Annotated in this window: 24 protein-coding genes; 22 read left to right on the top strand and 2 right to left on the bottom strand. The window is 27.7% G+C overall.

The window, feature by feature from the left end; all coding sequences use genetic code 11:
* Positions 1-562: 562 nt before the first annotated feature.
* From K324_RS0106050 to K324_RS0106010, 10 genes are all read left to right on the top strand, one after another.
* On the top strand, positions 563-1,036 hold the full coding sequence (locus K324_RS0106050; RefSeq protein WP_026748371.1) for a flavodoxin: 474 nt from the start codon (positions 563-565) through the stop codon (positions 1,034-1,036).
* Entirely contained in the window at positions 993-1,265 is a 273-nt protein-coding gene (locus tag K324_RS0106045; RefSeq protein WP_146998300.1) for a hypothetical protein, read from the top strand. Before K324_RS0106050 ends, K324_RS0106045 begins: the two co-directional genes overlap by 44 nt.
* Before the next feature lie 17 nt (positions 1,266-1,282).
* Positions 1,283-1,582, top strand: coding sequence for an amidohydrolase family protein (locus K324_RS0106040; RefSeq protein WP_026748369.1), 300 nt, complete (start codon positions 1,283-1,285; stop codon positions 1,580-1,582).
* Positions 1,583-1,598: 16 nt separating this feature from the next.
* Positions 1,599-2,345 (top strand): carboxymuconolactone decarboxylase family protein, encoded by a 747-nt coding sequence (locus K324_RS0106035; protein WP_026748368.1) that lies wholly within the window; start codon positions 1,599-1,601, stop codon positions 2,343-2,345.
* A gap of 36 nt (positions 2,346-2,381) precedes the next feature.
* Positions 2,382-2,957 (top strand): LysR family transcriptional regulator, encoded by a 576-nt coding sequence (locus K324_RS14405; protein ID WP_197738426.1) that lies wholly within the window; start codon positions 2,382-2,384, stop codon positions 2,955-2,957.
* Between the two features lie 44 nt (positions 2,958-3,001).
* On the top strand, positions 3,002-3,262 hold the full coding sequence (locus tag K324_RS16220) for a hypothetical protein (RefSeq protein WP_197738427.1): 261 nt from the start codon (positions 3,002-3,004) through the stop codon (positions 3,260-3,262).
* Positions 3,246-3,893, top strand: a complete 648-nt coding sequence (locus K324_RS0106025) for a putative quinol monooxygenase (protein ID WP_026748367.1) — start codon at positions 3,246-3,248, stop codon at positions 3,891-3,893. The genes K324_RS16220 and K324_RS0106025 overlap by 17 nt, the downstream gene beginning before the upstream one ends.
* Positions 3,894-3,946: 53 nt before the next feature.
* Entirely contained in the window at positions 3,947-4,093 is a 147-nt protein-coding gene (locus K324_RS16355) for a hypothetical protein (protein ID WP_232051236.1), read from the top strand.
* On the top strand, positions 4,077-4,352 hold the full coding sequence (locus tag K324_RS16350; protein ID WP_345940149.1) for an aldo/keto reductase: 276 nt from the start codon (positions 4,077-4,079) through the stop codon (positions 4,350-4,352). Before K324_RS16355 ends, K324_RS16350 begins: the two co-directional genes overlap by 17 nt.
* 666 nt (positions 4,353-5,018) lie before the next feature.
* The gene (locus K324_RS0106010; protein WP_026748365.1) at positions 5,019-6,845 is read left to right on the top strand and encodes a DKNYY domain-containing protein; all 1,827 of its coding nucleotides are present in this window, start codon (positions 5,019-5,021) and stop codon (positions 6,843-6,845) included.
* A gap of 288 nt (positions 6,846-7,133) precedes the next feature.
* Here K324_RS0106010 and K324_RS0106005 read toward each other — a convergent pair whose 3' ends face one another.
* Positions 7,134-7,832 carry an alpha/beta hydrolase gene (locus tag K324_RS0106005; RefSeq protein ID WP_026748364.1) on the bottom strand — a complete coding sequence of 233 codons (699 nt, stop codon included), beginning with the start codon at positions 7,830-7,832 and terminating at the stop codon, positions 7,134-7,136.
* A gap of 366 nt (positions 7,833-8,198) precedes the next feature.
* Between K324_RS0106005 and K324_RS0106000 the strand changes: the two genes are divergently transcribed.
* The 12 genes from K324_RS0106000 to proC all read left to right on the top strand — a co-directional run bounded on the left by K324_RS0106000 (position 8,199) and on the right by proC (position 18,890).
* Entirely contained in the window at positions 8,199-8,972 is a 774-nt protein-coding gene (locus K324_RS0106000; RefSeq protein ID WP_026748363.1) for a hypothetical protein, read from the top strand.
* Between the two features lie 144 nt (positions 8,973-9,116).
* On the top strand, positions 9,117-9,356 hold the full coding sequence (locus tag K324_RS16215) for a hypothetical protein (RefSeq protein WP_197738428.1): 240 nt from the start codon (positions 9,117-9,119) through the stop codon (positions 9,354-9,356).
* Positions 9,357-9,452: 96 nt separating this feature from the next.
* Positions 9,453-10,370: a DUF4299 family protein gene (locus K324_RS0105990; RefSeq protein ID WP_026748361.1), complete on the top strand. Its 918-nt coding sequence runs from the start codon at positions 9,453-9,455 to the stop codon at positions 10,368-10,370.
* Positions 10,371-10,389: 19 nt separating this feature from the next.
* Positions 10,390-11,328 (top strand): hypothetical protein, encoded by a 939-nt coding sequence (locus K324_RS0105985; protein ID WP_026748360.1) that lies wholly within the window; start codon positions 10,390-10,392, stop codon positions 11,326-11,328.
* A gap of 18 nt (positions 11,329-11,346) precedes the next feature.
* Positions 11,347-12,111: a hypothetical protein gene (locus K324_RS0105980; RefSeq protein ID WP_026748359.1), complete on the top strand. Its 765-nt coding sequence runs from the start codon at positions 11,347-11,349 to the stop codon at positions 12,109-12,111.
* 20 nt (positions 12,112-12,131) lie between these two features.
* Positions 12,132-13,226 carry a VanZ family protein gene (locus tag K324_RS0105975; RefSeq protein ID WP_026748358.1) on the top strand — a complete coding sequence of 365 codons (1,095 nt, stop codon included), beginning with the start codon at positions 12,132-12,134 and terminating at the stop codon, positions 13,224-13,226.
* 40 nt (positions 13,227-13,266) lie between these two features.
* On the top strand, positions 13,267-13,641 hold the full coding sequence (locus tag K324_RS0105970; protein ID WP_026748357.1) for a hypothetical protein: 375 nt from the start codon (positions 13,267-13,269) through the stop codon (positions 13,639-13,641).
* Between the two features lie 89 nt (positions 13,642-13,730).
* Positions 13,731-14,480, top strand: coding sequence for a hypothetical protein (locus K324_RS0105965; protein ID WP_026748356.1), 750 nt, complete (start codon positions 13,731-13,733; stop codon positions 14,478-14,480).
* Positions 14,481-14,696: 216 nt separating this feature from the next.
* Positions 14,697-15,911 (top strand): M20 metallopeptidase family protein, encoded by a 1,215-nt coding sequence (locus K324_RS0105960; protein WP_026748355.1) that lies wholly within the window; start codon positions 14,697-14,699, stop codon positions 15,909-15,911.
* A gap of 13 nt (positions 15,912-15,924) precedes the next feature.
* Positions 15,925-17,343: a 23S rRNA (uracil(1939)-C(5))-methyltransferase RlmD gene (gene rlmD, locus K324_RS0105955; RefSeq protein WP_026748354.1), complete on the top strand. Its 1,419-nt coding sequence runs from the start codon at positions 15,925-15,927 to the stop codon at positions 17,341-17,343.
* A gap of 119 nt (positions 17,344-17,462) precedes the next feature.
* Positions 17,463-18,050, top strand: coding sequence for a cob(I)yrinic acid a,c-diamide adenosyltransferase (locus K324_RS0105950; protein WP_026748353.1), 588 nt, complete (start codon positions 17,463-17,465; stop codon positions 18,048-18,050).
* A 36-nt stretch (positions 18,051-18,086) separates the two neighbouring features.
* Positions 18,087-18,890, top strand: coding sequence for a pyrroline-5-carboxylate reductase (proC, locus tag K324_RS0105945; protein ID WP_026748352.1), 804 nt, complete (start codon positions 18,087-18,089; stop codon positions 18,888-18,890).
* A 245-nt stretch (positions 18,891-19,135) separates the two neighbouring features.
* Here proC and K324_RS0105940 read toward each other — a convergent pair whose 3' ends face one another.
* Entirely contained in the window at positions 19,136-19,954 is an 819-nt protein-coding gene (locus K324_RS0105940) for a hypothetical protein (protein WP_026748351.1), read from the bottom strand.
* Positions 19,955-20,039: the final 85 nt, after the last annotated feature.

Genomic DNA, 20,039 nt, shown 5'->3' with positions numbered 1-20,039 from the left:
ACTATCAATATGACATAAAAAATATTGAAAACCTGGTAATCTCTCTCTTTAACTGTCCCTTGACAACTGAAAAATGAAAATTTTAACATGCGATTGCCCTACTGATACTTTATATATTATTGCTTTTCATAAAAAAATATTGTATAATTAATTTAAGAAATGAAATAAAAAAACTTATATTCATTGTTAAAAAAAGGCCAATTTAAAGAGAGTTTCAAAACTCTCTTTATTTAGTATTGATTTTTACAAAAAAATGTTATATTATTTAATAAATAAGAAATTGTGTTTAATTTTTTAAATTGCGGAATAAAGGGAGTCTATATTTACTCCTTTTTTTAATTTTTATAAATTAATGATAAAATTGGGATTGCATTTTTGGGAAAAGAATTTGAAATGAAATAAAGTTTGAAAGAGAATAATAGAAAATAGTTTTTAAGATATGCTTTTAAAGCATAACTGGTTATAAAAAATAAGTATTTGATATAATAGGATAAATATTGTAAAATAAATCATAAGAAAATAAAAAATTTAGATTTTATCTAATTTTAAGAGGTGATTTTTTATGGATAAAGTATTAGTGGCTTACTTTTCAGCGACAGGGACAACCAAAAAAGTTGCAGAAAAATTGGCGAAAGCAACTGGGGGAAATTTGTTTGAAATAAAGCCGCAAGTTGAGTATACTTCTGAGGATTTGAACTGGAATGACAAAAAAAGTAGAAGTTCAGTGGAAATGAATGATGAATTTAGTCGTCCAGAAATTGAAAATGTTGTAGAGAATATTGATGATTATGATACTGTATTGGTTGGATTTCCAGTTTGGTGGTATATTCCGTCTCGCATTATTCAGACTTTTATTGAAAAACATAATATGAGTGGAAAAAGGATAATCACTTTTGCGACATCAGGTGGAAGCGGAATAAAAGGCTCGACAGATTTTTTGAAAAAAAATTATTCGGATTTGAATATAATTGAAGGCAAAAGATTTGGTTGGAATGAAAGCTTGGAAAGCATTGGAGCTTGGGCTAAAAAATTGTAATTTGTTGATAGTTATAAACAACATATTGCCAAACTCAAATGAAGTTGAAAAAGAAAGGATAAAAATGAATATAAAGGAAACAGAATCCAAAAATATAACGAGTGTAAATCCAGTAAATGATAAGATTTTAAAAATTACTAGAGAATTTATGAAAGAAAATAAAAATAATTTTAAACTGAAAGACAGAAGTGAAGCATTTTTAAGAAATATCCAAATATTAAAATATTAGTTCATCATGCTGGTGCGATGGTTCCGTTTTTTGCAAACCGATTGCCACTTGTGATGCCAAAAGAATATGCAGATGATTTTAAGAAATTTTATGTTGACACGGCAATTATTGGAAATACAAAGGCTGTGGATATGGCAATTGATTATTTTGGGGAAGATAAGGTAATTTTTGCGACTGATGCTCCTGTGGGAATGCAGCCAGCTGGTGCAACTGTTGATGTGATAGAGTCTATCGAAAATTTAAATGTAAGTGATACAACTAGATATAAAATATATCGTAAAAATTTAGAAAATATATTGAATGTGAAATTTGATTAAACAGAGGTGAAAGAAGATGAGTAAAAAAATTACTGCAGGAAGAGATTTATTAGGTAATATTGCACCAAAATTTGCACAATTGAATGATGATGTTTTGTTTGGAGAAGTTTGGGTAAGAGAGGATAAGTTATCGGCTAGGGATAGAAGTTTGATTACGGTCACTGGACTTATGGCGAGTGGAATTTTGGATAGTTCTTTGAAATTTCATTTAAAAAGTGCTTTGGAAAATGGGGTTACAAGAGAAGAACTGGCAGAGGCTGTTACACATTTAGGATTTTATGTGGGATGGCCAAAAGCTTGGGCTGTATTTCGGCTTTTGAAAGAGATATATTCAGAAGATGGGACGGCTGATCCTGTAAGCAGCTTGTTTGGGAAAGGCGATTATAACGAGGCTTATGCAAAATATTTTAATGGGAAAACTTATTTAAAAACATTAGTTGAGCCGAATGACACTTCAAAAGTTGGTGTTCACAATGTTGTTTTCGAGCCAGGAGTTATAAATAACTGGCATTCTCATTCAAATGGACAAGTATTATTGGTGACTGATGGATACGGCTGGTATCAAGAAGATGGGAAAGAAGCGATAGAATTACATCCAGGAGATGTTGTGAATATTCCTAAAAATGTTAAGCATTGGCATGGAGCTGCAAAAGGCAGTTGGTTTACGCATATTGCCTTGTCAGATGGCGGTTCGACTGAATGGTTTGGAATATTGTCAGAAGATGAATATGAAAAGTTGCCAAAAGCAGTGAATGCGAGATAAGTTAGTATAAAAAAATTATAAAATGAATGAGGATTTATGGAATTAAGAATTTTAAAATATTTTTTGATGGTTGCAAAAGAGGAAAATATAACAAAAGCAGCGAAATCGCTTTTTATTACACAGCCAACATTATCACGGCAATTGGCACAGCTTGAGGAAGAGCTGGGAGTTAAACTTTTTACGAGAAGTAATCATAAAATTTTATTGACTGAAGATGGGAAGTTTTTGCAGCGAAGGGCGAGGGAAATACTTTATTTAACGGAAAAAACGAAAAAAGAGCTGTCTTATGACAATGAAATTGTTGCTGGAGAAATATCTATTGGATGTGGCGAATTTTTGGGAATGAATGAACTTTCAAAATTACTCTCGGAATTTCAGGAAAAGTATCCAAATGTTAAATTTGACATTTATAGTGGGACAGCCGAAGATATTATTTATAGAATTGAACACGGTTTTTTAGATATGGGACTTGTGTTTGACTATATAAATAAGGAAAAGTATAAATTTATAAGATTGAAACAGATTGAAGAATGGGGACTTTTGGTTAGAAAAGACCATAAATTGGCTTCAAATAAATTTATTTATCCAGAAGAAATAAAAAAGAATCGGTAATTATTTCTAAAAATAAATTAATTCAAAATGAATTTGCAAATTGGATGGGAATTCCTACAGAGAAGTTAAATGTTGGCGCTACTTTCACACTGGTTTATAATGCTGCGATGATGGTGAAAAATGGAATGGGAATGGCAGTTTGCTTAAAATTAGAGAATAATTTTGAAGATTTGAAATTTATTCCATTTTATAAAGCAGCAATTTCTAAGACAATTTTGGCTTGGAAGCCGTGTTTGAAATATTCGGTGGCGACGGGAAAATTTATTAAATTTATTGAGGAGAAAAGAAATGCTACTAATTTTTAATATTTTTGAACTTGGTATCAAAGAAGGCGAAAAAAATGCATATGTGGCAGTTGGTAAAAATAATATTACAAAATCAGTTTTTAATGATAAAGGGACACTTGGAATGTATTTAGTTCAGGAAAAAGGAAAGCCCAATATGACTTATATGTTTGAGGTTTATGAAGACGAGAAAAGTTACCAGGAACATATCAAGTCAGAACAATATAAAGAATTTTTAAGACAATCACCAACAATCTTGACTAATCATAAAAAGAAAATTCAAGTAATGCCAGAGTATATGGGAGATAAAAAGTTTGTGCAAACAAGAAATACTCGTGTAAATTATGTTACAGTTGATGTAAAAGAAGGATTTAATGATGCTTTTAGGGAAATTGTACTTGATGAAATGAAGCAGTCGATAAAAAAAGAAGAAGGTGTTTATGTGATTTATGCTGCAACAGCAATAGGAAATCCGAATAAATGGTACTTTTTTGAAATTTATGAAAATGAAAAAGCGTATCAAAAACATAGGAAAACAGCTCATTTTAAAAAATATATTGAGCAAACGGAAAATATAATTGAAAACAAAGAATTTATAAATATTGAAGGTGTAATACTATTAAATAAAGGTAATTTAAATTATGTAAAATAAAAATATTAATTTTGAACTTTGGAAAAATATATAAAAAATGGAGATGATTTTAAATGAAAACAACAAAAATACAGGAAATAGATGTGCCTAAAGTAGCACTAGGAACTTGGTCTTGGGGATTTGGAGGAATCGCTGGAGGAGATTCGATTTTTGGAAATAAATTAGGAAAAGATGAATTGAAACCTGTTTTATCATTTTAGCTTACTTTACAGAACAATTGAAACAACTGGAATTTTAGATTATTGCAAGGAAAACAATATCGCAGTATTTTCGTACATGGTATTGGAACAAGGCGCTTTATCTGGAAAATATACAAAAAAAAATCCATTGCCAGCTGGAACAAGAAGGGGTGAAGCATTCCCGCCTGAAACTTTGGCAAAATTGGAGCCATTATTTTATGAAATGAAAATTTTAGGTGAAAAATATTCTGCAACAATTCCTGAAATTGCGACTGCTTAGGCAATATCAAAAGGAACAATTCCAATAATTGGAGTTACAAAACCTAATCAAGTTGACGATGCCAAAAGGGCTGCAAGTGTTGAATTAAGTGATGAAGATGTTGAGCTTATGGATAGAGTAGCTATTAGTACAGGTGTTACTGTGAAAGGTGAATGGGAAAGTTCGATGTAGTTTATTCATAGGATGAGCTTTATATCTAGTGTTTATAAAAACGATAGTTTGGAGGAATAAGCATAAAAGCGTTGAAATATGCTAAAAAATTGTGGAATTAGTTAAACAAATTTAAAATATATTGTTAAAAAATAATGTTATTAAATAGCACCAAAAATTTTGGATACAAACAAGATTAGAGGTGCATTTTTTTGTTAAAAAAGTAAGTTTATTTTCAAAAATTTGATTTTATTACAATATATACTAGAATCCATTTAAAATAAAACTATTAAAAATTATAGAAATTTAGGGTTTAAGTAAAATAGTCATAGCATTTGAGGCAATTTTACTATACAATAAAAATCATTAGAAATATAGAAATTTAATAGAGTAAATTTCAAAAAAATGATATAATAAAAACAGAAATTGAAAAGAAAAAAAGATAATGTGTATAACAATTACTGTATTTTAAACGAGGTTTTAGTATAAGAATTAGATATTTAAAAAGGAGTCGATATGAAAATTAGGAAAAATTTGTTAAAAATTTTAACATTGCTTATTTTATCAGGAAACATTATAAATGCGAGCTATATTAAAGAAAAAAATAAAATTTATTTTACTGATGAAGCTACAGAACCTGAAAGAAAGGAAATTGTAAAAAATGTAGATTTCAGGACTTTTAAAATTTTTGAGGAAAATGATGATTTTGCAAGTGATAAAAATAATATTTATTATAAAAATAAAAAGTTAGAAAATGTAGATGTGAATTCTTTTCAGATTGAAAATCCTTTTATCGTAAAAGATAAAGATAATGTTTTTTATATTACAAATAATGAAATTATAAAAATTAAAGGATTTAGTCCAGAAAAAAGTGAAGTTATTGTCCAGTTTTACGTACCAACTATACTAATTAATAAAAATGGTATTTATACTTTTGATAAATATGAAAATGGAGAAATTACGATAAAGTCAATAAAACCTGCTAGAATAGATATGAATACTCTAGAAGTCGTGGACGGAGAAAACATGACGATGCTTTTGTACTTAAAAGATAAAAATAACGTTTATTTTATTAATTATAAAGAAAGTGAACAGAAAATTTCAGATATTGATGTCGAAAATGCAGAGGATGCGGGAAATGATAAATATAATATCGATATTGAAATAAAAAAATTAGAGAGTGCAGATAGTGGCAGTTTTAAAATAGATTCTATATACGGGAAAGATAAAAATAACTTATACTTTTTAAATAAAAAAATAACAGGTGTAAATCCTAAAACTTTTAAAGTTGTTGGCTCAAATAAACTTATTATCAAAGATGACAAAGGGGTTTATTATCTTGGAAGAGAAGAAGTGAAAAAAATCCAAAATGCTGATTTAAATACTTTTGAAGAAGTATCGAAAGAGTATTATCGAGATAAAAATAATGTTTTTTACTATGATAATTATGATGGTGATGTAAAAAGAGTTAAAGGGGCAGATGCAAAAAGTTTTGAAGTAATAGATGGTTATGCGTTAGGAAGAGATAAAAATGCTGTTTATGACAGAGGAAAACAGATAAAAGGCTTGGATCCCGTGACATTTGAAGATTTGAGCGGAAATTTTTACAAAGATAAAAATGGAGTTTACTATGAGGGAATGCTGATGAAGGGAATTGATCCAAAATCTTTTGAGCCATTTGTCAATTATACACATGTGAAAGATAAAAATGGAATACATAACTTTTATCAAAAGGGCAATAATGTTGTTGTTGAAAAAGTTGAAATTTCTCCAGAAATTGATTTGAAAACTTTACAACCTATTGAAAATTATTCTGAATATTCAAAAGATAAAAATAATGTCTATTATAATTTTAAAAAAATAGAAGATGCAGATGTAAAAACTTTTGAGCCTGAAGGATATTCCATTGGGAAAGATAAAACAGGAGTTTATTATGGAACACATAAAGTAAGTGGTGTAGATGTAAATAGTCTTGAAGTTTTGAAAAATGATTTTTTCAAGGATAAAGACAATGTTTATTATAAAAATAAAAAAATAGAAAATTTTAAGCCAAAAAACTTTGAAGTAATAGACTATTCTTTAGTAAAACAAAATGAAGATTTGTACTATTTTACTGAAGATGAAAATGATAATACAAAATTTGTCCTATTAGAAAGTAAAAATGTCGATATTGATACTTTTCAAATTCTTGATGAAGATTATACAAAAGATAAGAATAATACCTATTACAAAGGTAAAATTTTTAAGGAATCAGATGCAAAAACTCTTGATATACATTATAATGAAAATGATAAGGGGTATAAAATAAGGGATAAGAAAAAAGTGTATAAAACAAAGAAATGATATTTATTTTGCGATTGACTTTTTTTAAAATATGATATAATTAAATTGTTAAAAACCCTAAGGGGAATTTATGATATGTAATAAAATTGGGATTAAAAGCTAGATTTTTCTAGCTTATCCCAATACTTAAATTACATATCAAGAAGGTTTAGAACCGTGGATAGCAGTGAACTTATTAGACTTCTAAGTTATTATGTATATTGTTTACAGATTGACTAGATAGTCGAAAAATCTCGAATTTCACCTCTGCCTCTACCTTTAGGGGATAAAATACAAAAATTAATAAAATTAACAATTTTCCAAAAGCCAGACAAATCCTTTTCCCATACGTATATCCGAACCATTAAAATGATTTCCCTCATTCCATTCCAAAATACAGTTTTTTACATTTTCAGAACTTTCTAAAATTTCAATATATTCCCTTATATTATTTCCAATTTTTGACAAGATCTGATGTTTAGTTTTTTCTTCGAAATCTCCTAAACTTAAATAAATATTTTTCACCAAAGATTCATTTTTTTTTACAAAATTCATCCAATCTTTATACCAAACCGATGGTGAAGCTCCAGCTATTCCAACAAAAATATCTGATTGATAACCACTCCATAATGAAAATAACCCAGCAAGCGAATATCCACCTAAAATATATTTCACATTCTTATTTTGAATATTTATAAATTCTGTCAAACTCGGAATCAACTTTTCTTTTACAAATTCCAATGTTTTACCAGCTCCATTTCCAAAGTTCCCTTTTCCACGAAGAAGTGGCATCTCCCACGGAGTCAGTTCACTGTTCCAGTCATTTATTTTAAATGCAGCAAGACTAAAATTTTTATTTGTATTTTCAGAAATATATTTCACTTCATTATCTAGAACTTTGATATCATTTTCGTCTACAGGCTGTATTAAAATGTAGTCTGGATTTTTATTTTCTTTTATATACAAAATACACTCTTTTTCTTCTATTCTTAAATTTAATTTTTTCATAGCAGCTCCTTTTTAATATTTTTGGAATATTAAATCTATTTCAAATAAATTTTGATTAATATACTTAATTATAGCATATATTTAAGAAATTTTATTCAAATTTATCTATGATATTATTATAGTTTTTTTCTTTAATTATATATATTTAATTTTTTTTGAAATTGTAGTAAAATAAATTATACAGTAAAAACTTTATTTTATAACTTTAAATTTATTATCCAATAAAAAATAAAATGATAAATTCCAAAACTTAAAGAAATTAAAAAAGAGCAATTTTTCCTTTTTACAATTAGATAAACGCACAATAATAGAATGATAAAAAATTATGAGTATTAGATACAAAATTTTAAGATGGGAGTTATTTTTATGAATAAGGAAATTATACAAATATGTGATATTACAATAGCAGTAAAATTTGCCTTAAAAACAAAAACTAAAATTAAATATTTTCCTTTTGAATATGAAAAAAGTATAGAATTTCTATTCTCTAAAAATAAAATAGATCTTTTAGAAAAAAACTATAAAGCTGGAAATATTGAAGAATGGTTTGATTATTGTTTAAAGTTAAGTTTAGAAGATATAAAAATTTTATTACCCGTTTCTTCTAAAAATTTAAATATTCCCAACGATTTAAATACAGAGAAGATTAAACTCATTTGCTATTTTAAAAATAATTTGATTCTTTATTTTACACCAAAATGGAAGAAAACAAGTGGTGGATGGAATATTATTTATACTGCTCACAAATACAAAAATTCTATCAATGGAAAACTTAAATTTTATGATAATACAGAAGATTTTAAAGATGTATTGAATAGAATAGCAATTTTGGCTGATAAAATTAATTTTACAAATTTTGGAAATACCTTTAGAAAAGCTCTTAACATTTTAAATGGGGAAAGTTTTGAAAATATAAGAAATACTCTTTATGGACAAACTCTTTTCAAAATGCCTGAAATAAATGCAAAACTTTTTTATTCAGCCAAAATTTCTGATGTTTTTGGTGGAATGGGTTCCTGGAATGACAGTCCTCCTTATTATGCACACGAAAAGGGGCTTGAAAGTAAATATGACAGTCTTACGGAAGAACTTTTGACACAAATTAGGCTTGCTCTTTTATATTCTGTAAATGAATGGTAAAATATAGTAAAATTATAATGAATGATTTATGGAATTACGGAATTTTTTCAAAATATACTTATTATTGTAGTTGTAATAACAATTATTTTTCTAATAAAAAAATTAATGATAACAAAAAAATTAGAAAAAAAGGAGAATAAAAAAGTGGAAAACAAAAATTTATCTATATATGAATTAATAAAATCTTCTATTCGAGAGTGTGGAAAATTACCTGAAGATTTTGCTTTGCCTCAAGAAGAGGAGAATGGAATTCCTTGGGCAGATGGTGCAATGGATGGCGTTTTTTTGTATCATACTGCTATAAATGAAGAAAATATAGAAAACTTAGAAAAAATTGAAGTTGATGATGAGTTGAAAGAAAAATTAAGCAAATTAGTAAAATGATATACTATATCTTTTTAGAAATTTGAATAAAATTAAAAAATAAAGTGGCGATAAAAATAATAAATTAGTAAATAAAAAAAATACGGAGGTTAAAAAATGAGTATAAGTTTTTATGTAAAAAACAAGAAAAAATTTTTAGGTTATGAACCAGTTTTAAATGTTGAAACTGCATTGAGTTTGCTGGATAAGGAGCTTTACAGCTACAATACTGGAAATATTGATATTAATGATTTGCTGTTATCTCCTGTTTCTAATTATCAGTGTCTTTTAATAGGAGATGGTAAGCAAAGTGCAAGAGGATTTGAATTGTATTATGATAATAAAAATAAAAATTATAGCATAAGGGTTTTTACACCATCGTCCAGAGAAGATTGGCTTCTGGCATTGGAATATATAAAAGCATTGGCTAAAAAATTTGATTCAAAAATTATAAGTGAAACGGGAGAAGAATATACAGTTGATAATATTGATAAATTTGACTATGAAGGTGATATACTTTATGGAATAGAAGGAATTTCATCACGAGTTAAAGGTGAAGATTCGACTCTTTACAGTATTTTTGGAATAAATAGGATTGTTTCCTTTAATCAGGAAATGATTGATAAAATAGAAAATTCAAATAGCCCTATTGATACTTTTTCTAATATGGTAAAGGAAATACAATATTTAGATGCCTTCTCAGCAAATCAGCAATTTTTCAGAAATAAGGAAGACGGGAAAATAATAGGAGCTTATACTCTTACACAAAATCTTAGGACGATACTTCCTTATAAACCTAGTGTTGAATTTGAAAATTCAGATATGGTTAAAAATGAAGATATTGCTTTCTGGAATATTGGACTGGTAACTATTGATGGAGATGAAAATGATCGAAACAGTTATAATGTTGCTGCACATTTGGATTACGATGACTTTATTAAAAATTTACCGGAAAGTAAATATAGATTTATAGATGCTTCATATATTATGGTTGAACCGTTAAATAGGGAAGAACTTTTAGGATTAGTGAAATAAAAACTGTGGAGAGTGAGTAATGTTATTTTTAGCATATTTGTTTATTTTTTCTTTATTATCAGTTTTAATAGACTTATCAGTATTTTTTTCAATACTTTCTTTTGTACTAGGTGGAATGTTGTGTTTTAATAGCGGCTCTTCTTTACAAGAAATAGCAATTTGTGCTTTTGGATTATTCCACTTAATTTCAAGATTATGTTATCATAGTAAAGGAATGCGTGCTAGTGGTAATTCATATATTGATTATAATACAAGTTATAATTTTATTTCAATTTCTATAGCAACTGTTATTTTTGCCATACCCATTTGGTATATTATTGTTAAATCAAACATAATAACATTAGAAAATTCACCTTTATATATTTTTATCCCAAGTCTTTTTATATCTTGGGCTATACTCTTTAAAATAGTGGATAGGATTTTTATACACAATAGAGAAACGCAAGAAGTAGTTTTAGGAGATTATTTTACTATTTATAAAGGTAGCAGAAGAAGGCATAGACATATCTATATTTTTAAATTTAAAGATTCTCCAGATTTGTATTCTACTGGAATGTGGAAACACAAAATTTTTATAGATAAACTTGGCTCTAAATTTTCTTGTACTTTTGGAAAAGGAATTTTTGGAACAAGCTATATAACAAGTATAAAATTAATTGAAGATGCAGGAATAAATGCTCCTGAAAATCAAAATTCATATAGTACTTTTCCTTTTAAAAAGAAAAGTTTAACAAAAAAAGATTATTCATTTCCTTGGCATATATTATTATTTGCTAGTGGAATTTTAGTATTTTGTTTTGGGCTCTTTTTTCTTTATGTTGCTCATATTGGACTTCAAAATTCTGATGTTAGCTTATTAAAATATATTGAATTATATAAAGTTATTGGATTAAGTGGTATCATTTTAGGTATTACTCTTGTGATAATTTCTGCTTTTATTCTTATTAGAAAAAAATAATATTTGGAGGCTTATAGAATGAATGAACCTAAAAAATGGGGCTATATTTTTGATGAAAAGTTAAATATGTATGTTCCTAATTTACCAAGACAAAAAAAATTCGCAAAATTACTTTTGATTTTATCATTAATATCTTTTGTTGCTGTTTTAATACAAATATATTTTTGGAATAAAATTTCTTATGAGAAAAGATCATTTTTAGCTTATACCCATGTAATATTTTTTCTTTTTTTAGCTATATATCTTGTTTTAAAAATAAATATTCATCTGATAGAGAAAAGGTTAGAAGAAATTAAAGGATTAAAATTGTCAAAAGATCTTGAAATAAAAGCTTTAAAAAATAGACGATTTTTTGCATATATAATGATTTGGGTTCTTTTAATTGTTATGTTTTTTTTTCATCCTAATATATTAAAACAATTTTCAACTAGATATATTTTTTATTTAATTTTTGCCATTGTGGCATCTATTTATAATTTCTATGCACTTTTTAAAGAATTTAAAAATAGTAAATATTCTTTAATCATAATTGGAAAAACAATAAAAATATATTTTGAAAATAATGAAAAAGAATATATCACAACAGATAATATAAGTTATGTTAAATTTTATGCTATTGCTCGTGGAAGAGGAAGAAGGGATAGAAATCCTACTTTACAAATCTTTGATAGTGAAGAAAAAAAGCTTCTTGAAATGACTATAAGTGCTACTGATTATTATTCATTAAAAAAATATTTTGAAAATTATAATGTAACAATAGATAATCAATATAAAGAATTTTAATAAAGAAGAGGTAAAATACTGTGGAATTATCAGAAAAAGATGAAGAATATATTATTTCACTACTTGAACAAGGAAAAAAAATAGATGCTATTGTCTTTGTTAAAGATAAAACAGAAATGACTTTAAAAGAAGCTAAGGATTGTATTGATAAAAAAATCAATAATGAACACTATGAAAAAAATATATCTGTTTCTGAAGAAGATGAAAAAAATTTATCTTCTTTGGTTAATGAAAATAAAAAATTACAAACAGTTGCTTTTCTTCATAAAAATAAGGATATGTCTTTATTAGAAGCTAAAAATTATACAGATAATTTAATTTTTAAGAAAAACATTGAAACTAATAGAGAAAATACGGATAAACGGGGCTATATTTTTGATGAAAAATTGAATCTTTTTGTTCCAAATTTAGCAAGGCAAAAGAAAGCACGAAAAATAATGCTGAGTATTTTTCTAGTACTTGTAGTTATTTTTTTAATTCAGTTGATATTTTTAGATAGAAGTTCAGATATAAAAATGATAATTTTAACATATTCTATCTTGGGTATTTTAGTTTTTATGATAACTTTACCTCTAGTTAGCTTAGATATCTATAATACAGAAAATAAATTAAAAACTCTTGGAAATTTAGAACTTTCAGATCAATTTGAAGTTAAAGCTTTCATTAGTAATTTTGATTTATTTTCGAATATTTTATTACTTCTTATATTTATTATTGTGATACCTATTGTTCTTGTTAAAACGTATAAGAAAGGGGAATATAAAGATATTCTTTATCTTATTCCATTGATTGTTTTTACAATTTATGGAGTTTATGAGCTTTTAAAAATGCTTAAGTATAAAAAATATTCGTTAAATATAAGTAATAAAGAGATTACTCTGTTATATAATAAAAATGAAATAAAATCTATAAAAATTGAGAACATAAATTTTATTAATTTCTATACTAAAGAATTTAAGAAAGGAAGAAAGTATAATATTCCTATTATTCAAATTTTAGATAGAAAAAAGAATATATTTGTTGAGATGGATATAAAAACAAGCGATTATATTCTATTGAAAAAGTATTTCAAAAAATATGAAGTATTAGTAGACGATGAATTTAATAAGATTTAAAAGATAAGATTATGTGTAAATATTTAAGGAGGAATATAAAATGATTATTAGTATGATAATACTACAACTGGTAATACTTATTATCTCTAGTGCAACTCTTATATATTTAATAGTCAGAAAAAATACAATGGAATGTTTTTATGTAGAAAATGAAAACTTACATCTTAATTCTATACCTACAAAAAAAATCCCGCTTTTTGACATCGATTATGTAGAATTTTACTGTACTCGTATTCGTAATTCTTACAGAGGGCAAATAAGGATTTATAAGAAAAATGCAAAAGTGGTTAAACGTTTTTTTCAGACAAGTAAAATTTCACTTATTGTTACTGAAAAAATGGTTTTAGATGAAATACAGAAATTAACGCCTATTTTAAAAGAATATTCTATACCATATACTGTTAAATATGATTAAATTAGAGATATAGAGTTTTTTAAATAAATTACTATTATTTTGATTGTGCAGAAATGACAATATTTTATATTGAAAAGGAAGTGTTTTAAATGACAATGTTTGGAATGATTGGCGAGATAATGTTTATACCCTTAATTTTTATTTTATCAATATTTCTTGCTTTAGCAGCAAGAAAAAGAATAATGAGAAAAACTGTATTCGTAGAAATTGATGAGAATTTAAAAGATCTGGGGCCACGTGAATTTTTTTATAACATATTAAAAATAGAAAGAGCGGCAAACCCGATTTATTGTATAGAAATTTTTTTGTTAATAGTAGACACTGTATATATTTTATTTGGTGGATATTTAGAGTATATTAAAGAACTGGAATTTGTAAAGGAGTATCCTGATTTTTCCATAAGCCCTATGACTTCTGTGTTTATTAAGTTCGGCATTCCAATTTTTTTATGGTTTGTTATACTTTTTCTATTATTATTTGCATTGTTTATGAGAAAGAAAGAAAATAAAAGAATTTTTAAAATGTTAGATGATTTAGATGAGGGTAACCTTTTAACTTATGCAAAAGAAGATTTTATTAATTCTGATAGAATAGTTGGAACTGGAATAATGTTGCAAAGTGATTTAAAACTTGGAAGCAGATATTTGTTTTGTGTTTATCCCGCATATATAATCCCTTATTCTTGGGTTTATGATGTGAAAGTTGATAAATTTCTTAGTCAAGGAGGAAATTATTATTCTTTAAATTTTACTCTTAATAAATCTTTTGATTCTATACAAATATTTTTTGCTAAAAAAAATATTGCTGAAAAGGCTAGAGATTTTATTTTAAAAAAATAAAAATTATATTAAAGTTATTTATAGATGTATTTGACAATTTAAGTTTTTTTTATTTTCACAAGGGGTTAAGCCTCTTTGCTTCAGAACATTTATTCTATCAAATCTTAAAGACATATAGTTTTCGAACAAGTCTATTTATTTTTCAAAAATTTACAAAGATAGTATTTTTTGATATAATAAAATTATGTAATTTTTTAGAAAGAGAAGTGAGAATAAATGGATTCACGAGGAATAAATGAGTTTATAAAAGAAAATGTTGATAAAATTTATGATGAAATGGTAAAAGTCAGAAGAGTTATTCATGAAAATCCTGAACTTGGGGATGAAGAATTTGAAACAAGTAAATTTATAAAAAATTTTTTAATGGAAAATGGAATTGAATTTTCTGAGATTATAAATACAGGAGTTGTTGCGACAATTTATAATGATAAGCAAAATATAGAAAATAAGACAGTTGCAACTCGTGCAGATATTGATGCACTGCCAATTTTGGAAGAAAATGAAGTTGAATATAAGTCAAAAAATATTGGGAAAATGCACGCTTGCGGACACGATGCACATACAACTATTCAGCTTGGAGCAGCAAAAATTTTGGCAGATAATAAGGATAAATGGCATGGAACTGTGAGATTTTTCTTCCAGCCAGCGGAAGAAACAACTGGCGGCGCAGATAGAATGATAAAAAGTGGAGCATTAAAATTTGAAAGTGATAAAAATCGAAAAATAGATGCATTTTTTGCATTGCACATGGCTCCAGAAATAGAACTTGGAAAAATTGGAATAAAATATGGAAAGGCACACGCTTCGTCAGCAAGAATACACCTTACGATAAATGGTACTTCTGCCCACGCCGCATTGCCTCACAAAGGAGTTGATGCAATATTAATCGGAGCAAAAGTTATGGAATACTTGCAATCAATAGTAAGCAGAAGAATTGATCCAAGAGAAGAAGCTGTGATTACAATTGGAGCATTCAACGGAGGCTTTGCCGACAACGTAGTCTGTGATAAAGTGGAAATGAGGGGTACAGCAAGAACAATGTCTGAAGAAACAAGAACATTCATAATTGAAACAATTGAAAAAGACTTGCCTAAATTTGTAGAATCACTAGGCGGAACAATAAATATTGATATTAAGCGTGGCTATGCTCCTGTAATTAACGACGAAGAAATGACAAAAAAAGTAGAAAATAATATTGTTGACTTATACGGCGAAAATGCCCTGGAATTAATAAAACAGCCTAGAATGGATGTTGAAGATGTTAGTTATTTCCTAAATGAAATTCCTGGATGTTTTTTTAGACTGGGAACAAGAGTGGAAGAAAAAGGCTTGATTTATGATTTGCACCATCCAAAATTTAATATTGATGAGAAAAGTTTAAAAATCGGAATGGGATTGCAATTGAAAAATATTTTAGAATATTTAAAATAAAAAAAGGAATGAGATGAATAAAATAAAAAATAATTATGAAGTTGGGCAAAAACTGGAAATTCAAATAGAAAAAATAGTGTTTGGTGGAGAAGGACTTGGAAGAATTGCTGGGTTTACAGTATTTGTACCGATGAGTGTTCCAGGAGATAAATTGGAAGTGGAAATTATCTCGGTAAAAAAATCGTATGCAAGAGGGCTTATAACTAGGATAATTGAACCATCAAAGGACAGGATTGAGGATTTGTCCAAAATTAGTTTTGAGGATTTTGATGGCTGTGATTTTGGAATGCTTAAATATGAGAAACAGCTTGAATATAAGGATAAAATGCTTGAAGAAGTGTTGACAAAGATTGCTGAAATTGATTTGAAAAAGGTAAAAATTAGCAAAATTATTGGAAGTGATAAAAAAATTAATTATAGAAACAAGACGGCTGAGCCATTTTTCAAAAAGAATGGAGTTATTCAGACGGGATTTTATTCAAGAAAGTCCCACAATGTATTTTCAGCTAAAGAAAGTCTTCTAAAATCAGAAATTGCCAAAATAATTATTGATAAATTTTTGCAGAAAGTAAATAGTTTTGCAGGTACAAAAAAGGAATTTAAAGTTTTTAATGAAGTGAATAATACTGGTTTTTTGAAGCAGATAATGGTTAGAAATAATGAAAAAGATGAAGTTATGATAGTTGTTATCGTAAATAAAAATTCGCAGTATAATCAGCTTTCAAAAGTGCTGGAAGAAATGTATGATGAAAATGACTGCATAAAATCAATCTATATTTCTGTAAAAACTGAACAGAATAACATAATTTTAGGTAAAAATGTCCATTTATTTGGAAGCCAGTATTTGGAAGAGGAAATGGAAGGATTAAAATTCAAGATTTATCCAAATTCATTTTTCCAAATTAATAAAAAACAGGCACTAAAACTTTATGATGTTGCAATAAAGTTTTTGAATGAAGAAAATAAAAATACTGATAAAATCTATGAAAAAACAGTAATTGATGCATTTTCAGGAACTGGAACCATTGCAATGATGCTTTCAAAAAACATAAAGAAAGTTATTGGAATTGAAAGTGTCGAAAGTTCAACACTTGCTGCAAAACTGACTTCTTATGAAAACTCCATTCAAAATGTAGAATTTGTAAATGGAAAAGTTGAGAAGGAACTGCCAAAAATTTTGAAGAGAGAAAATGTTGGAGCAATAGTTTTTGACCCGCCAAGGCGAGGAATTGAGGAAACTGCCCTAAAAAGTGTTATAAAAAATAAAATTGAAAAAATTGTCTATATTTCCTGCAATCCTGCCACTTTTGCACGAGATGTGAAGATTTTGGCTGAAAATGGGTATGTCTTAAAGAAAGTTACTCCTGTGGATATGTTTCCGCAGACACCGCATATTGAGGTAGTGGGGTTATTAGAAAACGATGATGTTTGAAGAGGGGATTAAAATTTTTGATAAAATAAATTGAGGAGTATCGGAAGAATGCGAAACTTATTAATAAATAATTTATAAATTTTACTAAAAATTAAACTGAAAAAAGGAAATTAAAACTTATGAAAATATACACAAAATATGGTGATGAAGGATTTACCAGACTTGCTGGAGGGGAACGTGTGAGCAAGACTCATGTGAGAGTGGAAGCCTATGGAACGATGGATGAGGTATGTTCGCTGCTTGGAGTTATTGTGGCTGAAATTCGTGAAAATGACAAGTTAAATAGTGTTTTGGAAGAAATTCGTGAAGAGTGTGAAAATATTCAGCAGCAGCTCTTTGACTGTGGAAGTGATTTGGCAGTACCAGAAGGCTTGCGGGAATATAAGCAGAAAATTGATAATGTGGAGTGGCTTGAGCAAAGAATGGATGAATATATTCCCCTGCTTCCTAAACTTGAATGTTTTATAATTCCAGGAGGAAGTAAGATTTCGAGCATGTTTCATATGATGCGGACAAGTGTGCGGAATTTGGAGAGAAAGATGATAGCTGTAATTGAGTCAGGTGAAGGGATAAATAAAATTGGACTTCAGTATATAAATAGACTTTCGGATTATTTTTTTGTAGTGGCTTGTCTTGTAAATTTGAAATTAGGAATCAGCGAAACTGTTTACAAAAGAAGTAAAAAAATTTTTAAAAATAACAAATAATTTAAATAAAATAATAAAAAAAGGAGCTGGTTTGAAATGAAATTAGGAATTATTGGAGCAGGAAATATGGGAAGTTCGATATTGAAGGGAGTTACAGCTTCAAACTTTCTTGAAAATAAAAATATAGCTATTTTTGATTTAAACAAGGAGAAAATTGAAGAGTTATCAAAAGAATATGGCGTGAAAAGAGCGAAAAGTGAAAATGAAATCGCAAAAGAAAGCAGTATTCTCATTCTTTCTGTAAAGCCAAATATTATTCCAAAAGTATTGGAAAAAATAAAAGATGGTTTGACTGAAAAAACTATTGTTTTGTCAATTGCCGCTGGAATTAGCATTAATTTTATTCAAAATATTATTGGGACTGACAAAAAAGTGGTTAGAACTATGCCAAATACGCCTGCCCAAGTAATGGAAGGAATGACGGCAGTTTCTTTTAATCATAACATTCAGGAAAATGAAAAAAGTATGATTTTTAAATTACTGAATAGTTTTGGAAAAAGTATTGAAATTGAGGAAAAACTTATGCATGCCTATACAGGAATTAGTGGCTCTTTACCAGCCTATGTTTACGTATTTATGGAAGCTCTTGCGGATGGCGGGGTACTGGAAGGAATGCCAAGGGACAGGGCTTATGAAATTATTGCCCAAACGGTGTTAGGTTCAGCCAAAATGATGCTTAAAACAAAAAAACATCCAGGAATTTTGAAAGATGAGGTAACTTCTCCAGGAGGAACTACAATTGCCGCCTTGAAAGTGCTGGAAGATGGTAAATTTAGAGGAACTGTAATGGAAGCCGTTAAGGCTTGTACGGAAAAGTCTAAAGAAATGGCAGGGGAGTAAAATCCCCTCTTTTGCAGGATTGTTCATTGCCGCAAATCCTTATCTTGCAGTAAAGATTTATACTAATAATTAAAATTGTGGCAAGATTGCTACGCAATAACCTATGGCTAGACTACGACTTTTATTTGCCCAACTCCGAAACTTCTCCTTCCAGTCGTCAAACAATCGTAGCTGAACAAATAAAAGCTCCGTCGATTTATTAAAACTAAAAAATTATATTTCAATTATCTAAAAATACTAGATTTTTATATAGTTTGATATTTTTCCACATATTTTAATTTATGATTTATCCAATATTCAAGCTGATTTTCAGACTGATTTACACGAAATTCAAGACTATATTTTGTCATATCTACAAACAATGAATCACTCTTTTGATAGATAGTTAAGTAATGCTTTCCTTTTTTATCCACGGCCACTATTTTTCCATTCTCAACTGAAAATGTGTATTGAATACTGTTATAATCACGATTTGGACTCCACACTAAACTTTTATCACCAGTCGTTTTTATATAAAATGCTGAATTCGTCGGAATAAACGCCAAGTTTAACCAATTTAGCCCTTTACTGTCAATTCCTCCAGAAATTCCCTTGTTCCCATAAGCAGTTATCTTGTATTCTCCTGTTCCTACATTTTTTACTCCTGCAAACACCATTCCTAGTGATTTTAGTTCAGCTTTTTCAAAATCCACGTTATCTTTATAGTTTAGAAAAAAATCATTTGCAGAATATTTTATAATTTTAGACTGATCCGTTATTTTTCCCTTTTTATTTATTTTTATAATTTTAAAATCTTTTTTCAAGGTATCAGATAAAAATTCATAAACATTGACTGCTGCATATCTCGAAGGCATAAAAGCCAGATAGTTTCCCACATTCAGCTGCACAGGATACTTATCTCCATTGCCTGTTATTATTCTGTAGCTTATATAATCTGGATTATTTGACATCCTGAATGAAAATTTTTCAAAATTGTTAAAATTTTCCTTATTTCCAGCATTTAATATGAAACTTAATAAAGTTCCAAGTAACAGCATAAATTTTAATACTATATTTTTTTTCATAAAAATCTCCTAAATTTTATAGTAATTTTAGTTTAAAATGAGAGTAAAAAAGTTAGGTTGCATCTATAGCCAAGTCATTTTTTTA

It is taken from the genome of Leptotrichia trevisanii DSM 22070 (genome assembly GCF_000482505.1).
Taxonomy (GTDB): Bacteria; Fusobacteriota; Fusobacteriia; order Fusobacteriales; family Leptotrichiaceae; genus Leptotrichia; species Leptotrichia trevisanii.
The sequence above is the reverse complement of the archived record's forward strand: the minus strand, read 5'-3'. Positions and strand labels throughout refer to the sequence as shown.

Coding starts and splice junctions, on each gene's coding strand:
- K324_RS0106050 (WP_026748371.1), top strand. CDS start 563: ATGGATAAAGTATTAGTGGCTTACTTTTCAGCGACAGGGACAACCAAA.
- K324_RS0106045 (WP_146998300.1), top strand. CDS start 993: ATGAAAGCTTGGAAAGCATTGGAGCTTGGGCTAAAAAATTGTAATTTG.
- K324_RS0106040 (WP_026748369.1), top strand. CDS start 1,283: ATGGTTCCGTTTTTTGCAAACCGATTGCCACTTGTGATGCCAAAAGAA.
- K324_RS0106035 (WP_026748368.1), top strand. CDS start 1,599: ATGAGTAAAAAAATTACTGCAGGAAGAGATTTATTAGGTAATATTGCA.
- K324_RS14405 (WP_197738426.1), top strand. CDS start 2,382: ATGGAATTAAGAATTTTAAAATATTTTTTGATGGTTGCAAAAGAGGAA.
- K324_RS16220 (WP_197738427.1), top strand. CDS start 3,002: ATGGGAATTCCTACAGAGAAGTTAAATGTTGGCGCTACTTTCACACTG.
- K324_RS0106025 (WP_026748367.1), top strand. CDS start 3,246: ATGCTACTAATTTTTAATATTTTTGAACTTGGTATCAAAGAAGGCGAA.
- K324_RS16355 (WP_232051236.1), top strand. CDS start 3,947: ATGAAAACAACAAAAATACAGGAAATAGATGTGCCTAAAGTAGCACTA.
- K324_RS0106010 (WP_026748365.1), top strand. CDS start 5,019: ATGAAAATTAGGAAAAATTTGTTAAAAATTTTAACATTGCTTATTTTA.
- K324_RS0106005 (WP_026748364.1), bottom strand. CDS start 7,832: ATGAAAAAATTAAATTTAAGAATAGAAGAAAAAGAGTGTATTTTGTAT.
- K324_RS0106000 (WP_026748363.1), top strand. CDS start 8,199: ATGAATAAGGAAATTATACAAATATGTGATATTACAATAGCAGTAAAA.
- K324_RS0105990 (WP_026748361.1), top strand. CDS start 9,453: ATGAGTATAAGTTTTTATGTAAAAAACAAGAAAAAATTTTTAGGTTAT.
- K324_RS0105985 (WP_026748360.1), top strand. CDS start 10,390: ATGTTATTTTTAGCATATTTGTTTATTTTTTCTTTATTATCAGTTTTA.
- K324_RS0105980 (WP_026748359.1), top strand. CDS start 11,347: ATGAATGAACCTAAAAAATGGGGCTATATTTTTGATGAAAAGTTAAAT.
- K324_RS0105970 (WP_026748357.1), top strand. CDS start 13,267: ATGATTATTAGTATGATAATACTACAACTGGTAATACTTATTATCTCT.
- K324_RS0105965 (WP_026748356.1), top strand. CDS start 13,731: ATGACAATGTTTGGAATGATTGGCGAGATAATGTTTATACCCTTAATT.
- K324_RS0105960 (WP_026748355.1), top strand. CDS start 14,697: ATGGATTCACGAGGAATAAATGAGTTTATAAAAGAAAATGTTGATAAA.
- rlmD (WP_026748354.1), top strand. CDS start 15,925: ATGAATAAAATAAAAAATAATTATGAAGTTGGGCAAAAACTGGAAATT.
- K324_RS0105950 (WP_026748353.1), top strand. CDS start 17,463: ATGAAAATATACACAAAATATGGTGATGAAGGATTTACCAGACTTGCT.
- proC (WP_026748352.1), top strand. CDS start 18,087: ATGAAATTAGGAATTATTGGAGCAGGAAATATGGGAAGTTCGATATTG.
- K324_RS0105940 (WP_026748351.1), bottom strand. CDS start 19,954: ATGAAAAAAAATATAGTATTAAAATTTATGCTGTTACTTGGAACTTTA.